Origin of the sequence: Paraliobacillus salinarum (genome assembly GCF_014083865.1) — a bacterium.
Lineage (GTDB): Bacteria > Bacillota > Bacilli > Bacillales > Amphibacillaceae > Paraliobacillus > Paraliobacillus salinarum.
Map to the genome: position 1 here is coordinate 92,377 of NZ_JACEFA010000001.1, position 15,215 is coordinate 107,591.

Here is a 15,215-nt window from a genome sequence, read left to right on the forward strand (position 1 = left end):
AAAGTAAAATGAGTGTATGAGGTGAATTAAATGCATTATTTTTTGACGAACAGAGGCAAAGTTAGACCGCATAATGAGGATAATGGAGGCGTGTTTCAAAACAAATCGAAGCAATATCTGGCCGTTGTAGCTGATGGAATGGGGGGTCATAAAGCAGGTGATGTAGCTAGCCAGCTTGTAGTTGAACATTTACAAGAACAATGGAAGTTATCTGAGCGATTACTTGATCAGTTTGCTGCTGAAAATTGGTTGGAAAAGACGATTAAAAGTGCAAATACGCTTGTTTTTAAAAAATCACAAGAAAACGAATCATGCTTTGGAATGGGAACTACCGTCATAGCGGTAATTTATGAGAAAGACTTTATCAGTGTTGCGCATATTGGTGATAGCAGGTGCTACCATTTATCATCTGGTAATCTTACACAAATTACAGAAGATCATTCACTTGTTAATGAACTTGTCCGTTCTGGTCAAATTTCAAAAGAAGATGCAGAGGTTCATCCTAGAAAAAATGTAATAACAAAAGCGTTGGGTACAGAAGAGCAGATTGCTCCTGATATTATCACAAGGTCATGGGAGCCTGAAGATAAACTATTACTTTGCTCAGATGGTTTATCCAACAAAATGAAAGAGAATGAATTACTATCTTTCTTAACAAAGGAAGTGTCATTAGAAAATAAGGCAAAAGAGTTAGTTAATCTAGCTAATGAACGTGGTGGAGAAGATAATATTACATTGGTTATATCTGATTATCCAAAAGAAGAAGCAGGTGATTCCTCTTGTTAGAAGGTCGCTTGTTGAGTGAACGTTATCAAGTAATTAGAATGATTGGTGGAGGAGGCATGGCCAATGTTTATTTAGGCCATGATACGATACTAGATCGTGAAGTTGCGATAAAAGTTTTGCGCTTGGAATATGCGAATGATGATGAATTCATATCTCGTTTTCATAGAGAAGCTCAATCTGCTACAAGCTTATCTCATCCAAACATTGTAAATATATACGATGTTGGAGAAGAGGATAACATTTACTATATGGTAATGGAGCATGTTGAAGGTGTGACATTAAAGAAGTATATACAGCTGTATGGACCGATTCCAGTGCAAGAATCAATTGAGATTATGAAGCAATTAACAGCTGCGATGGAGCATGCGCATGAAAATAATATTGTTCACCGTGATATTAAGCCGCAAAATATATTGATAAATGATTACGGTCAAGCTAAGATAACTGACTTTGGTATTGCGTTGGCTTTAAGCGCTACTTCTTTAACACAAACAAATTCTGTCTTAGGATCTGTGCATTATTTATCTCCAGAACAGGCAAGGGGTGGAATGGCGACAAATAAATCGGATATTTATTCATTAGGTATTGTTTTTTTTGAAATGCTTACTGGACATATTCCTTTTTCGGGACAATCAGCCGTATCTATTGCGCTTAAACATTTACAAGCAAATACACCATCTGTTAGAGAGTGGGATCCAGATATTCCACAGAGCATTGAAAACATTGTATTAAAAGCAACAACGAAAGATCCTTTTTATCGATATGACACGGTGCGTGCTTTTGAAGACGATATGGCGACAGCTCTAGACCCAAGTAGGTTAAATGAGCCACCATATGTTTCACCTGAAGAAGAGGGAGAAGCAACAAAAGCAATTCCTGTAATTAATGACCAATCGTATAATACGCATGCAGGTAATGAAGACACACTTATCCACACGAAGTCGAGTACGATGCCAAATTCATCAGTATCTAGCACAAAAGAAGAAAAACCAAAGAAAAAGAAGAAAAAATTGATTATTTGGTTGATCGCGTCATTTTTTATTTTAATTGCTTCAGGATTGTTCGCATTGTTCGTTTTACCAAATTGGCTACAACCTGATGATGTGACTGTACCAGATGTGACCGAAGAGACATTTGCTGATGCGGAACAAACTTTATCAGATCTTGGTTTAAAAGTAGTGAAAGAAGAAACATATTCAAATGAAGTAGAAGAAGATCATGTTATTCGGACAAATCCAAGTGCTAATACGAAAACAAAAGAAGGAAAAGAAGTTATTGTTTATGTTAGTCTTGGGGAAGAAAAAGAGCAGATAGCAGATTATGTTGGTAGAGACTTCAATCAAGTGAAAAAAATTCTATTAGAAAAAGGGTACAAGGATGTAGAGTATGTAGAGGTTCATTCAGATGACCCAGCTGGTCAAATTATTGCGCAAGTGTCTCCTCAACCAGATGCAGAGGTTGCTCCTTCTGATACAGTTGTTCAATTTGAAATTAGCAAAGGAAAGAAAAAGCTAAAACTGGATGATTTAATCGGAATGAGCGAAGCGGAAGCGAAAGATTATTTATCTAATAATAATTTGTCCTATGATACAACAGAAGAGTATGCTGAAAATGTCGAGAAGGGTGAGGTTATTTCTCACTCACCAAAATCTGGTGCCGAATTAGAAGAAGGCGAAACAGTTCAATTAGTTATTTCACTTGGTCAAAAGGAAAAACCGCCAATAAGTCATAATGTATCATTTACGGTACCTTATATCGGTAAAACAGAAGGACAAGGCGAATCTGCAAATAATGGGAATGCGCCCCAGTTTGTCCGTGTATATGTAGATGACATGAATAATGACCTAACAACATTGTATGAGACACAAACAATTCGAGAAGATACGGATTTCACTATTCGACTAACCATTGCACCAGGGCAAGAGGCTACTTACAAAGTCGAACGAGATGATGAAGTTATATTACAAAAAACAATCACTTATGATGAAGTGGAAGGGGATTAACTGCATGCCTGAAGGAAAAATCATGAAGGCACTTAGTGGTTTTTACTATGTGAAAACAGCAGATGACATATATCAATGTAGAGGAAGAGGACTTTTTCGCAAAAAAAAGGTAACACCTCTAGTTGGTGATAATGTGGTATTTGATATACAAGAAAATAAGGACGGATATATTACAGAAATAAAAGAAAGACGTAATGAATTAAAAAGACCTGCTGTAGCTAATATCGATCAAGCAATTATCGTTGTCTCAGCAAAAGAGCCCGATTTTAGTACACTGTTGCTAGACCGCTTTTTAATTTTAGTTGAAACTAATGATATTGAACCAATTATATTCATTTCGAAAGTAGATGTGCTTTCAAGTAGAGAATTTGAAGCAATTCAAGATTATCAAACGATTTATCGGGAGATTGGCTATAAAGTTGAAATGATTTCTGTTAAAGATGACAGAGACTTAGACCAATTAAGTGACTATTTTACAAATCGAATATCCGTTATTGCGGGACAGTCTGGTGTTGGAAAATCATCTCTATTAAATCGCTTAAATTCTAATTTGAATATTGAAACCAATGAAATTTCAACAAGCCTTGGGAGAGGAAAACATACGACTAGGCATGTGGAATTAGTTGATATTTATCAAGGTTTGGTTGCGGACACGCCTGGATTTAGTTCACTTGAATTTGAGACATTAGAGCTTGAAGCTTTGGCCTCATGTTTTCCAGAAATGAAAGAAAGGCAGCAAGATTGTAAATTCCGAGGCTGTTTGCATGTCAAGGAACCAAAATGCGCAATTAAGCAAGCCGTTGAAGCAAATGATATTGCTAAGTTTCGCTATGAGCATTACCTTCAATTTTATCAAGAAATTCAAAATAGAAAGCCGAGGTATTAAAAATGATTAAAATTGCACCATCTATCTTATCAGCGGATTTTTCTCAATTAAAAAAAGAAATTAGTGAGGTTGAGCAAGCAGGCGCAGACTATATCCATGTAGATGTGATGGACGGACATTTTGTTCCTAATATCACAATCGGACCATTAATAGTTGAAGCGATTCGACCAACTACTACTTTGCCGTTAGATGTACATTTAATGATTGATAATCCAGATCAATACATTGATGCGTTTGTGAAGGCTGGAGCAGATATTATTACTGTACATGCTGAAGCTTGTACTCATTTGCATAGAACCATTCATGCAATTAAAGAAAAAGGTATAAAAGCAGGTGTTGTTATTAATCCTGGCACACCTGCGGAAGCAATATATCCTATTTTAAAGGATGTAGATCTTGTTTTATTTATGACAGTAAACCCAGGTTTCGGTGGACAAAAATTTATTAATGACGTTGTAGAAAAAATTGAAAAAGTAGATGAATGGCGCCAAGCATTTGCTCCTCATGTAGAATTCGAGGTTGATGGCGGGATTAACGAACAGACAGCAAAACGATGTGTTGATGCAGGAATTGATGTTTTAGTAGCTGGAAGCGCAATTTTCGGTCAAGAGGATAGGGCTGAAGCAATTGAAAGAATTCGCTACGCTGCGAAATAATCAATTAAAGGAAGAAAATAAACACATGAGGAAAAACATATACACGATCGGAATCGTTGCTGGTGGACCGGACGAATCTATTCCTAACCTTGAAAAGTACAAGCATGTCATCGATTATTGGATAGGTGCTGATTATGGCTGTGTCACTTTACTTAAATATCAATTGCCAATAGATCTTGCAGTTGGCGATTTCGATTCAATCGATCAACAAGCGTTTGAAAATGTAGCTGAACAAGCTAAACAGATTGTTTCATATCCAATTGAAAAGGATGAAACAGATCTAGAGCTAGCGGTAAAATATGCACTTGAACGATCTCCAGAGCAATTGTATTTCTTTGGAGTAACAGGCGGTAGGATGGACCATACTTTAGCAAATGTGCAACAACTATTACCGTTTTTGCAAAAGCAAATCAAAGCCATTATTGTAGATAATCAAAATACAATCCAATTATATGAACCAGGAATCTATGAGGTAGAACAATCTGAAATATATACTGATATTTCTTTCCTCTCTTTCACTGAAACAATAGAGGGATTATCTTTAAGTGGATTTTATTATCCGCTGAATAAATATACACTTTCATGGGGCTCAACTAGATGTCTTTCTAACAAGCTTCTTTCCAAAAAAGGTACTTTTTCATTTGATAGAGGCATATTAATAATAATAAAGAGCTGTGATGTACTTCTTAAGTAGAAGATTCATATACTACGATGAATCATGTCTTCGTCAGATGGAAAAGAGGAGGGTTCTCATGAAGTTTTATACTATTAAACTCCCGAGGTTCATTGGTGGCTTTGTACGTGTAGTTATCGGTACATTCAAGAAAAACTAGTCATTAGCCTACCAAAACAACAAAAAGCACCTTATAAAAAAGGTGCTTTTTGTTATCCCGGATAATCAATTAATTATACGCGTTCTACTTTTCCGGATTTAAGCGCACGAGTAGATACATAAACACGTTTCGGTTTACCATCAACCATGATGCGTACTTTTTGTACATTAGCTTTCCACTTACGTTTATTAGCGTTCAAAGCGTGAGAACGGTTATTTCCAGTAGTTGTTTTACGACCAGTAACGACACATTTACGTCCCATAATTATCCCTCCTACATACATCTATCTCATTACATACTTATATAATTTATCATACCTTTTTTATTTTTGCAATGACAGAATTCCAAGTTTATCATGATCGACAGCTTGTATATAGGAAGCTATTCGTGTTGTGGGGAATGAAATGGATATAAAGTAGAAGCACTTGACAGATTTTAAAGTTTAGTTCATTGTATAAAGGGGTTTGTCTTGGTAAAATGAAATTATCTATGTAGTAAAAAAGAATTAACTCAAAATTAAAAATACATTAAAATTACTTTCATGAAAGATCTGCTTATTGTAAAATAGGCTTAATAAAAACCTTTTTTTAAAAAAGATAGTCAAGAAAACTCTTTAAACAGTTAATTTAAATATATTTTCTCAGAGATTAGAGGAGGATTAGTAGAATGGCTATTGAGTTAAAAACAAAAGATGGGCAAGTTACTATTACAAATGAAGTAGTTGCAACAGTAGCTGGCGGTGCTGCTATTGAATGTTATGGTATTGTTGGAATGGCATCAAAGAACCAATTAAAAGATGGTATCGCTGAGATTTTACGAAAAGAAAATTTCTCAAAAGGTGTAGTAGTACGTCAAGATGATGATTTAATTAGTATTGATATGTATATCATTGTGAGTTATGGAACAAAGATTTCCGAAGTTGCGCATAATGTACAATCACAAGTGAAATACACACTCGATAAAACTTTAGGATTGTCTATGCATTCTGTAAATGTTTTTATCCAAGGTGTACGCGTACAAGCAGAATAATAAAAGATTACTGACTTATAAATGACAAAGTAGTTCATAAACACACATGTAATCGTGTTGTTTAGCTTATGAAGGAGGAAGTTGTAGTGGTGTTACAAAGGTTAGAGGGTCCTGCATTTCAGCAGATGGTACTTCTTGGTGCAAATCACTTAACAAACAATGCTCAAATGATCGATGCACTAAATGTTTTTCCTGTTCCAGATGGAGATACAGGTACAAATATGAATTTGTCTATGACATCTGGTGCAAATGAAGTAAGAGACCTACCTGCAAATAGTGTAGGAGAAATTGCTGATGCATTAGCAAAGGGACTATTAATGGGAGCTAGAGGAAACTCTGGTGTAATTTTATCTCAATTATTCCGCGGATTTTCTAAAGGGGTAGATGGTGCTTCATCACTTACACCAAAAGAATTCGCAAAGGCATTAACATCTGGTGTTAATACAGCATATAAAGCGGTAATGAAACCGGTAGAAGGAACAATTTTAACAGTAGCGAAAGATACAGCTAAACAAGCTGAAAAACTGGCGGAAGAGACAGATGATTTTATTACATTCATGGAAGAAGTAGTAAAAGCATCAAAAAAATCTTTAAAGTCTACACCAGATCTATTACCTGTCTTAAAAGAAGTAGGTGTTGTTGATAGTGGTGGTCAAGGATTAGTTGTAATATATGAAGGATTCCTTGCTTCATTAAAAGGAGAGGAATTACCGGAAATTAATACGTCTACTGCTAAGATGGATGATATGGTTAATGCAGAACACCATAAGTTAGCACAAGATTTTATGCAAACAGAAGATATTGAGTTCGGCTATTGCACAGAATTTATGATTCAATTTGAAGAAGATAAATTAAAAGATAATCCATATGACGAAGAAGTTTTTCGTAATGAATTAAGTGAATTGGGAGATTCTTTACTTGTGGTATCAGATGATGAAATTATTAAAGTCCATGTCCACGTTGAATATCCTGGTCAAGCATTAAATCTAGGCCAACGTTTTGGTAGCTTTATTAGTATCAAAGTCGAAAATATGCGTCAACAGCATACTTCTATTGTAGGTGACAAGTCTGCTAAAGAAGAAAAGCCAGAGCAAAAGAAAGAGTATGGCATTATTTCAGTTGCGATGGGTGACGGCATTAAGGAGCTATTTGAGAGCTTGGGAGCATCTGTTGTTATTCAAGGTGGACAAACGATGAATCCTAGTACTCAAGATCTTGCTGAAGCAATTAAACAAGCTAATGCTAAAAAGGTTATTATTTTACCAAACAATAAAAATATTGTAATGGCTGCAGAGCAAGCAGCTCAATTAAGCGAAGATGAAGTAGTAGTTGTGCCTACTAAAACGATTCCTCAAGGTATGAGTGCTTTGCTGGCATTTCATCCTGAAGTAGCATTAGATGATAATAAAGAGGCTATGTTAGAAGCTAGCCAACAAGTGAAAACTGGGCAAGTTACGTATGCTGTCAGGGACACGAAAATTGATGGTATGACAATTGGCAACGGTAATTTCATGGGACTAGCTGATGGAAAAATAAAAGCTACTGATGAAGATAAACTGTCTGTTATAAAACAATTATTGAATGAATTGATTTCTGAAGATGATGAAATTATTACTATCTTGCAAGGTGAAGATGCAACAGAATCAGAAGTTCAGGCTATTCAAGAGTTTTTAGAACAAACGTATGAGGATATAGAAATTGAAGTTCATAATGGACAACAACCTATTTATTCTTTTATCTTTTCAATTGAATAATATATCAAGCTCAGGTTAATTCCTGGGCTTTTCTTATGCAATCAAAGTTGTGAATGAGGAAAGCATTAATTACTATGCAGTCTAGCTTTTCAACTAACAATGAAAAAGTTATACTATAATATGTGTTGTTGTTTATAGAAGGACAATGAAATGAGGTATATTTATGAAATACAAATCTGTTTTTGATATTATTGGTCCAGTGATGGTAGGGCCATCTAGTTCACATACTGCAGGTGCTGCGCGTATTGGGAGAGCAGCTCGTAATCTGTTCGGTAAAGAGCCAACTTATGCCGAAATAATTTTTTATGGTTCATTTGCAAAAACATATAAAGGGCATGGAACCGATGTTGCTGTAGTTGGAGGGCTGTTAGATTATGATACAGCCAATGAAAAAATCCGTCACGCAATTAAAATTGCCACAGATAAAGGAATTAAAATAAATTTTCATGAAGAAGATACAGCTGTTGATCATCCGAACACAGTGAGAATGAAAATAGGAAATGCTTCAGAGAGTATGGAGCTTGTAGGTATTTCAATTGGCGGGGGAAAAGTCGAAATTACGGAATTGAATGGTTTTGAGCTCCACCTCTCTGGGAATCATCCATCTATTTTAATTATGCATAATGATCGATTTGGTGCAATCGCTGCTGTCACACAAGTTTTAGCTAAGCATGAGATCAATATCGGTAGAATGGAAGTGTCTAGAAAGGACGTTGGCAAAGAAGCCCTAATGGTAATTGAATTAGATCAAAATATAGAACCATTTATTGAGCAAGAATTATCAAGTTCCAACCATATTTTGCGAGTGTCAAAAATTGTTGATTGATTCAATTTAATAAAAATAATAATTAACTATAAATCTAAATATGTACATAGAAGTTACCAGGTATGCTAATGATGCTGGTTTTTATGAAGGTTTTACAGTTTTGAGGAGGATTACATCATGTTTCGAACAGTAGCAGAATTAATCTCCATTACGGAGAATGAAAATATAACAATAGCTGAAGCAATGATTAGACAAGAAATGGATATACATGATAGATCAAGAGAAGAGATTATCGGCCAAATGGAACAAAATCTATCTGTTATGGAAAAAGCAGTAGAGGATGGATTAAAGGGTGCGCATTCACAATCAGGACTCGTTGGTGGAGATGCATTGCTCTTACAAGAATACATAAAAACCGGTAATTCTTTATCAGGTGATTTAGTACTTGATGCAGTAAGTAAAGCTGTGGCAACGAACGAAGTAAATGCAGCAATGGGAATTATTTGTGCTACACCAACAGCGGGTAGTGCAGGATGTGTACCCGGAGCTTTGTTTGCTGTAAAAGAGCGTTTGAATCCAACTAGAGAAGAAATGATTGATTTCCTGTTTACTTCAGGTGCATTTGGTTTTGTTGTTGCGAATAACGCCTTTATATCTGGTGCTGCAGGAGGATGTCAGGCTGAAGTGGGCTCGGCGGCTGCGATGGCATCAGCAGCTGTTGTAGAGATGGCAGGTGGAACACCACAACAAAGTGCAGAGGCATTTGCGATTACACTGAAAAACATGCTAGGTCTAGTTTGTGACCCTGTTGCTGGTTTAGTAGAAGTACCTTGTGTGAAAAGAAATGCCGCTGGTGCCTCAAACGCTATTGTGTCAGCCGATATGGCGCTTGCTGGTATAACGAGTAAAATTCCGTGTGATGAAGTAATTGGTGCAATGTATCGAGTAGGTAAACAAATGCCTAGTTCGTTAAGAGAAACTGCTGAAGGTGGACTGGCGGCAACCCCGACTGGTAGAGCCTTAGCAGCTCAAATTGCCGGAAATAATGTTACGAAAGAGTGAATGCATTGATGAATTGGCCAATTAATACTGTTGATGGGGTAGGAGAAAAATTAAAAGAACAATTAGAGGAAATAGGGATTAAAACTGTTCAAGATTTATTATTTTATTTTCCAAATCGCTATGAAAATTATGAAATTAAACCATTAAGTGAATTAATACATGATGAAAAAGTTACCATCGAAGGTCAAGTCATTGGTGATCCTATTGTAACGTATTATGGTCGTAAAAAATCTAGACTTGTCTTACGTATTCAAGTTGAACATGCAATAGTAAAGGGTGTGATGTTTAATCGTCCCTTTGCAAAAAAACAACTTGAGCCAGGAGATATCGTCACATTGACAGGGAAATGGGATCAACATCGATTGCAAATTACGGTTGAGCAATATAAAAAAGGGAAGGCGAAAACAGATCAACCAATCCAACCTGTTTATTACGTAAAGCAACCGATTAAATCCTTTCAATTAAAAAAGATAATAAAAAAGGCATTAGCACAATATGAAGGGCAAATTGATGAACTATTACCCTCTACTTATTTAACTAGCTATAAGCTGCTTACACGCGTAAAGGCATTGCAAGAAATACATTTTCCTACTAGTTTTCAAGCATTAAAGCAAGCGAAAAGAAGGTTTATCTATGAAGAACTGTTGCTTTTTCAATTGAAAATGCAATTGTTGCGAAAGAATAATAGAGAACGAACACAAGGGAATAGTCAGCTTTTCGATCTTGCACTTGTTAATCAATTTATTGATAAACTGCCTTTCCAATTAACGAAAGCGCAAAATCGATCTTTACAAGAGATTCTTCAAGATATGCGTTCACCGTATCGGATGAATCGTTTATTACAAGGGGATGTTGGTTCGGGAAAAACAGCTGTTGCGGCAATAAGTCTTTATGCATCTGTGATTGCTGGTAAACAAGGGGCAATAATGGTTCCGACCGAGATATTGGCAGAGCAACATATGTTATCTTTGCAAGCATTATTTGGAGAAGATGTTTCGATCGCTTTATTGACAGGATCGGTTAAAGGGAAAAAGCGCAAAGAAATATTAGCCATGGTTGAGAAGAAATCAATTAATATTATTGTTGGGACACATGCATTAATTCAAGAAGATGTTCATTTTGCTAATTTAGGTACAGTTATTGTCGATGAGCAGCATCGTTTTGGCGTAAATCAACGGAAAGCATTGCGAGATAAAGGAATTGATCCAGATGTTTTGTTCATGACAGCAACCCCAATTCCAAGAACGTTGGCAATTACAAGTTTTGGTGATATGGATGTTAGCCAAATCGATGAAATGCCAGTAGGTAGAAAACCAGTAGAAACATATTGGGTAAAAGACAATATGTTAACAAGAGTATTGCAATTTATTCAAAAAGAGGTCGAGCAAGGTTTTCAAGCTTATGTTATCTGTCCATTAATTGAGGAATCAGATAAGTTGGATATTCAAAATGCAGTCGATTTGTACCAACAATTACAAGAAGCGTATTCTTCTTACCAAATCGATGTAGGACTACTACATGGTCGATTACATAATGATGAAAAAGAAGAAGTGATGCAACAGTTTGCATCGAATCAAGTACAAGTATTAGTTTCCACCACTGTAGTAGAAGTTGGTGTAAATGTTCCAAATGCAACAGTAATGGTAATTTATGATGCAGAGCGTTTCGGTTTATCCCAACTTCATCAGCTTAGAGGGCGTGTTGGGCGTGGAAATGCTCAAAGTTATTGTATTTTAATCGCTGATCCAAAAGGTGATGTAGGTAAAGAACGCATGAAGATTATGACGGAAACGACAAATGGATTTGAATTAGCGGAGCAGGATCTACAATTAAGGGGGCCTGGTGACTTTTTCGGCAAAAAACAAAGTGGACTTCCAGAGTTTAAAGTTGCTGATATTGTACAGGACTATCGTGCACTTGAAACGGCTAGAAATGATGCGCAATCTATTGTTTATAACCAACTATTGACAAAGGATACTAATTATCAAGTTCTAAATAAATATTTAAAACAAACGTTTAATGACGGTGAGGTAACATTTGATTAAAAAATGACTTGCAAGAACGAGAGAGGTATTATATATTACTATTAGTACCTAGTCATAAAACGTATTTATTTTACTAGGATGGTGAAGTAATGAAATTGCCAAAAAAACAAAGACAAGAAAAACTTCGTCAAACAATAGAAGAGTCACCATTTATAACAGATGAAGCATTGGCGAATCAATTTTATGTTAGCATTCAAACGATACGTTTAGATCGTATGGAATTATCTATACCTGAGCTTAGAGAACGAATTAAATCAGTTGCTACAGATCAATGGAATGAGACGGTTAAAGCTTTGCCGATAGATGAAGTGATTGGTGAAGTGATTGATTTGGAATTAGACGATAGAGCAATATCTATTTTAGATATTGGGCAAGAACATGTCTTTTCACGTAATCATATCGCTCGTGGGCACCATCTATTTGCACAAGCCAATTCTTTGGCGGTTGCTGTTATTAATGATGAGCTAGCCTTGACAATGAAGGCGGATATAAAGTTCACTCGACAAGTAAAGCAAGGAGAGCGAGTCGTTGCCAAAGCAAAAGTTGTTTCTTCATCAACTAAGAATCGACGTACAAAAGTAGCGGTTGATAGTTATGTTGATAATGAAATAGTTTTCTCTGGGGTTTTTGATATGTATCGATCAAGCGAGCAAAAAGGAGCAGATGATAATGAAACTAGCAATTGATGCCATGGGTGGAGATCATGCGCCACAAGCTATTGTTGAAGGCGCAATGAAAGCCATTAAAAATATGAATAAATTGGAGATTATTTTAATTGGTGATGAGGAAAAAATCAAACCATATTTAACAGATTCTGAACGTATCACCGTTATGCATACTACTACTGTTATTACTGGTGAAGATGAACCTGTTAGAGCAGTGAGAAGAAAAAAAGATGCGTCACTTGTCTTAATGGCCAAAGAAGTGAAAGAAAATAGAGCTGACGCATGTATTTCAGCCGGAAATACTGGCGCATTAATGAGTGCAGGATTATTTCATGTTGGAAGAATTAAAGGGATAGAACGTCCAGCGTTATCTCCTACTTTACCAACGATTGATAAAAAAGGTTTTTTACTATTAGACGTTGGTGCTAATGTCGAAGCCAAGCCAAAGCATCTACTACAATATGCAATTATGGGAAGTGTGTATGTTGAAAAGGTTCGGGGAGTGAAAGAACCTAAAATAGGACTATTAAATATTGGTTCAGAAGATGGGAAAGGCAATGAATTAACGAAACAAGCATTTACGATGTTGAAGGATGCGCCGATTAATTTTGTTGGTAATATTGAAGCAAGAGAGTTATTAGAAGGAAAAGCTGATGTGGTTGTAACAGATGGGTTTAGCGGGAATATCGCATTAAAATCGATTGAGGGAACAGCTCTAAGCTTGTTTGCTATGTTAAAACAATCATTTTTCGCTAATTTGAAAACTAAGCTTGCAGCAATGATGATGAAAGATCACTTAAAGGCGTTAAAAAATCAGCTTGATTATGCTGAATATGGTGGTGCAGGCTTATTTGGTCTATCCGCACCAGTAATCAAAGCACATGGTTCTTCAGATGCAAGGGCTATTTATAGTGCAATTAAACAAGCACGTTACATGGTAGAGAACAATGTAACAGAAACGATAGAAAAAACAGTAGCTAAGATTGGTACACTCCCAGAGGAGGAATAAAATGAAAAAAGTTGCTTTTGTGTATCCAGGACAGGGGTCACAACAAGTAGGCATGGGTGAAGCAATATTTCAAGAATCACCTACTGCTCAATCGATGTTTGAACAAGCCGATGCTATACTCCAGACAGATATTACAAATTTAATGTTTGAAGGTCCGATTGAAACATTAACACAGACTGAATATGCACAACCATCTCTTTTGTTAGTTAGTAGTGTGATAACTAAACTATTAGAGGAAGAAGGAATAACTCCTAGTGCTGTAGCAGGGCATAGCCTAGGAGAGTACAGTGCACTTGTAGCAGCGAAGGCATTTTCGTTTGAAGACGCACTCTCATTAGTTCAAACGAGAGGTAGATTGATGGAGGAAGCTTATCCCAAAGGAAAAGGCGCAATGGCTGCAGTACTTGGATTAGAGCAGAATCAGCTTCAAATTGAATTAGACAAGATTGCACAGGAGACAAATGAAATTATAGAAATCGCTAATTTAAATTGTCCTGGACAAATTGTTATCTCAGGTGATAAAGGAACAATAGACGATGCGATGACGAAATTAAAAGAAGCCGGAGCGAAACGTGTACTACCTTTAAGTGTTAGCGGACCGTTTCACTCATCACTAATGAAACCGGCAGCAGAGTCATTTGCTGAATCATTGAATAAAATTCAAATGAACGATATTACCTTACCTACTTATGCAAACGTAACGGCGGATATTGTATCGACAAAAGAAGAAATTAAACAAAGATTAGTGGAACAATTGTATTCCAGTGTTCGTTTTGAAGAAATCATTAATAACATAATAGAATCTGATGTTGATGCCATTGTAGAAATAGGTAATGGAAAAGTGTTGACTGGATTAATCAAAAAAATTAATCGTAGAATGAAGACTTTTACAATTCAAGATCCTGCATCATTAAATGATTTTGTAATGTGGTATAAGGAGGAATCCTAATGTTTGAAGGAAAAGTTGCTCTTGTAACAGGAGCTTCTAGAGGTATTGGGCGAGCAATTGCATTGGAACTAGCTAAAAAGGGCGCAGTTGTAGCTGTGAATTATGCTGGTAATGAAGTGAAGGCGCAGGCAGTTGTTGACGAGATTGAACAGTTGGGTTCAAAAGCAATCAAGATTAAAGCGAACGTAGCTGTTGAGGCAGAAGTTAAACAAATGGTAAAGGAAACAATTTCTACATTTGGCAGTCTTGATATTCTTGTTAACAACGCTGGAATTACGAGAGATAATTTGCTAATGAGAATGAAAGAGTCTGAATTTGATGACGTGATTCAAACGAATTTGAAAGGTGTATTCTTAACTACTAAAGCTGTAACGAGACAAATGATGAAGCAACGACATGGTCGTATCATTAATGTTGCCTCTGTCGTTGGTATTAGCGGGAATGCAGGTCAAGCAAACTATGTTGCTGCAAAAGCTGGTGTGATTGGAATGACAAAAACAGCGGCAAAAGAGTTAGCTAGTAGAAACATATTAGTAAATGCGGTTGCACCTGGCTTTATTGAAACAGATATGACAGATCAGTTAACAGAAGAGCAACATAAGGCAATGGCAGAGTTAATTCCATTAGCGCGATTAGGTAAAGCAGAAGATGTTGCACATGTTGTTCGTTTTCTTGCTTCTGATGATGCAGCTTATGTTACAGGGCAAACTATACAAGTAGATGGTGGTATGGTAATGTAAGAATGCACTTATAAAAAATACATTGAAAGGGG

The 15,215-nt window shown here is 36.2% G+C and carries 16 protein-coding genes; 15 read left to right on the top strand and 1 reads right to left on the bottom strand.

Annotated features, from left to right (window positions below; translation table 11 throughout):
* The first annotated feature begins 30 nt into the window (after positions 1-30).
* From HP569_RS00460 to spoVM, 6 genes are read left to right on the top strand one after another with little or no spacing between them, the layout of a single operon-like run.
* Entirely contained in the window at positions 31-786 is a 756-nt protein-coding gene (locus tag HP569_RS00460; protein WP_182199111.1) for a Stp1/IreP family PP2C-type Ser/Thr phosphatase, read from the top strand.
* Positions 780-2,789, top strand: coding sequence for a Stk1 family PASTA domain-containing Ser/Thr kinase (pknB, locus tag HP569_RS00465; protein ID WP_182199112.1), 2,010 nt, complete (start codon positions 780-782; stop codon positions 2,787-2,789). Before HP569_RS00460 ends, pknB begins: the two co-directional genes overlap by 7 nt.
* Positions 2,790-2,793: 4 nt before the next feature.
* Positions 2,794-3,675, top strand: a complete 882-nt coding sequence (gene rsgA, locus HP569_RS00470; RefSeq protein ID WP_182199113.1) for a ribosome small subunit-dependent GTPase A — start codon at positions 2,794-2,796, stop codon at positions 3,673-3,675.
* 2 nt (positions 3,676-3,677) lie between these two features.
* Complete coding sequence (gene rpe, locus HP569_RS00475; RefSeq protein ID WP_182199114.1) at positions 3,678-4,331, top strand: ribulose-phosphate 3-epimerase; 654 nt, start codon at positions 3,678-3,680, stop codon at positions 4,329-4,331.
* Positions 4,332-4,356: 25 nt separating this feature from the next.
* Entirely contained in the window at positions 4,357-5,025 is a 669-nt protein-coding gene (locus HP569_RS00480) for a thiamine diphosphokinase (protein WP_182199115.1), read from the top strand.
* Between the two features lie 58 nt (positions 5,026-5,083).
* Positions 5,084-5,164 carry a stage V sporulation protein SpoVM gene (gene spoVM, locus HP569_RS00485; protein ID WP_182199605.1) on the top strand — a complete coding sequence of 27 codons (81 nt, stop codon included), beginning with the start codon at positions 5,084-5,086 and terminating at the stop codon, positions 5,162-5,164.
* 73 nt (positions 5,165-5,237) lie between these two features.
* Here spoVM and rpmB read toward each other — a convergent pair whose 3' ends face one another.
* On the bottom strand, positions 5,238-5,426 hold the full coding sequence (gene rpmB / locus HP569_RS00490) for a 50S ribosomal protein L28 (protein ID WP_182199116.1): 189 nt from the start codon (positions 5,424-5,426) through the stop codon (positions 5,238-5,240).
* A gap of 404 nt (positions 5,427-5,830) precedes the next feature.
* Between rpmB and HP569_RS00495 the strand changes: the two genes are divergently transcribed.
* The 9 genes from HP569_RS00495 to fabG all read left to right on the top strand — a co-directional run bounded on the left by HP569_RS00495 (position 5,831) and on the right by fabG (position 15,183).
* Entirely contained in the window at positions 5,831-6,193 is a 363-nt protein-coding gene (locus HP569_RS00495; RefSeq protein ID WP_182199117.1) for an Asp23/Gls24 family envelope stress response protein, read from the top strand.
* An 86-nt stretch (positions 6,194-6,279) separates the two neighbouring features.
* Complete coding sequence (locus HP569_RS00500) at positions 6,280-7,947, top strand: DAK2 domain-containing protein (protein ID WP_182199118.1); 1,668 nt, start codon at positions 6,280-6,282, stop codon at positions 7,945-7,947.
* A gap of 163 nt (positions 7,948-8,110) precedes the next feature.
* The gene (sdaAB, locus tag HP569_RS00505) at positions 8,111-8,773 is read left to right on the top strand and encodes an L-serine ammonia-lyase, iron-sulfur-dependent subunit beta (RefSeq protein ID WP_182199119.1); all 663 of its coding nucleotides are present in this window, start codon (positions 8,111-8,113) and stop codon (positions 8,771-8,773) included.
* A 117-nt stretch (positions 8,774-8,890) separates the two neighbouring features.
* Positions 8,891-9,775: an L-serine ammonia-lyase, iron-sulfur-dependent, subunit alpha gene (gene sdaAA / locus HP569_RS00510; RefSeq protein ID WP_182199120.1), complete on the top strand. Its 885-nt coding sequence runs from the start codon at positions 8,891-8,893 to the stop codon at positions 9,773-9,775.
* A gap of 5 nt (positions 9,776-9,780) precedes the next feature.
* On the top strand, positions 9,781-11,820 hold the full coding sequence (gene recG, locus HP569_RS00515; RefSeq protein ID WP_182199121.1) for an ATP-dependent DNA helicase RecG: 2,040 nt from the start codon (positions 9,781-9,783) through the stop codon (positions 11,818-11,820).
* An 89-nt stretch (positions 11,821-11,909) separates the two neighbouring features.
* Positions 11,910-12,506: a transcription factor FapR gene (fapR, locus tag HP569_RS00520; RefSeq protein ID WP_182199122.1), complete on the top strand. Its 597-nt coding sequence runs from the start codon at positions 11,910-11,912 to the stop codon at positions 12,504-12,506.
* Positions 12,490-13,494, top strand: a complete 1,005-nt coding sequence (plsX, locus tag HP569_RS00525; RefSeq protein WP_182199123.1) for a phosphate acyltransferase PlsX — start codon at positions 12,490-12,492, stop codon at positions 13,492-13,494. Before fapR ends, plsX begins: the two co-directional genes overlap by 17 nt.
* 1 nt (position 13,495) lies before the next feature.
* Positions 13,496-14,443: an ACP S-malonyltransferase gene (gene fabD, locus HP569_RS00530; RefSeq protein ID WP_182199124.1), complete on the top strand. Its 948-nt coding sequence runs from the start codon at positions 13,496-13,498 to the stop codon at positions 14,441-14,443.
* Positions 14,443-15,183 carry a 3-oxoacyl-[acyl-carrier-protein] reductase gene (fabG, locus tag HP569_RS00535; protein WP_182199125.1) on the top strand — a complete coding sequence of 247 codons (741 nt, stop codon included), beginning with the start codon at positions 14,443-14,445 and terminating at the stop codon, positions 15,181-15,183. The genes fabD and fabG overlap by 1 nt, the downstream gene beginning before the upstream one ends.
* Positions 15,184-15,215 lie beyond the last annotated feature (32 nt).

Excerpts from the sequence above, each read along its gene's own strand:
- HP569_RS00460 (WP_182199111.1), top strand. The coding sequence starts at position 31 with ATGCATTATTTTTTGACGAACAGAGGCAAAGTTAGACCGCATAATGAG.
- rsgA (WP_182199113.1), top strand. The coding sequence starts at position 2,794 with ATGCCTGAAGGAAAAATCATGAAGGCACTTAGTGGTTTTTACTATGTG.
- rpe (WP_182199114.1), top strand. The coding sequence starts at position 3,678 with ATGATTAAAATTGCACCATCTATCTTATCAGCGGATTTTTCTCAATTA.
- HP569_RS00480 (WP_182199115.1), top strand. The coding sequence starts at position 4,357 with ATGAGGAAAAACATATACACGATCGGAATCGTTGCTGGTGGACCGGAC.
- spoVM (WP_182199605.1), top strand. The coding sequence starts at position 5,084 with ATGAAGTTTTATACTATTAAACTCCCGAGGTTCATTGGTGGCTTTGTA.
- rpmB (WP_182199116.1), bottom strand. The coding sequence starts at position 5,426 with ATGGGACGTAAATGTGTCGTTACTGGTCGTAAAACAACTACTGGAAAT.
- HP569_RS00495 (WP_182199117.1), top strand. The coding sequence starts at position 5,831 with ATGGCTATTGAGTTAAAAACAAAAGATGGGCAAGTTACTATTACAAAT.
- sdaAB (WP_182199119.1), top strand. The coding sequence starts at position 8,111 with ATGAAATACAAATCTGTTTTTGATATTATTGGTCCAGTGATGGTAGGG.
- sdaAA (WP_182199120.1), top strand. The coding sequence starts at position 8,891 with ATGTTTCGAACAGTAGCAGAATTAATCTCCATTACGGAGAATGAAAAT.
- fapR (WP_182199122.1), top strand. The coding sequence starts at position 11,910 with ATGAAATTGCCAAAAAAACAAAGACAAGAAAAACTTCGTCAAACAATA.
- plsX (WP_182199123.1), top strand. The coding sequence starts at position 12,490 with ATGAAACTAGCAATTGATGCCATGGGTGGAGATCATGCGCCACAAGCT.
- fabD (WP_182199124.1), top strand. The coding sequence starts at position 13,496 with ATGAAAAAAGTTGCTTTTGTGTATCCAGGACAGGGGTCACAACAAGTA.
- fabG (WP_182199125.1), top strand. The coding sequence starts at position 14,443 with ATGTTTGAAGGAAAAGTTGCTCTTGTAACAGGAGCTTCTAGAGGTATT.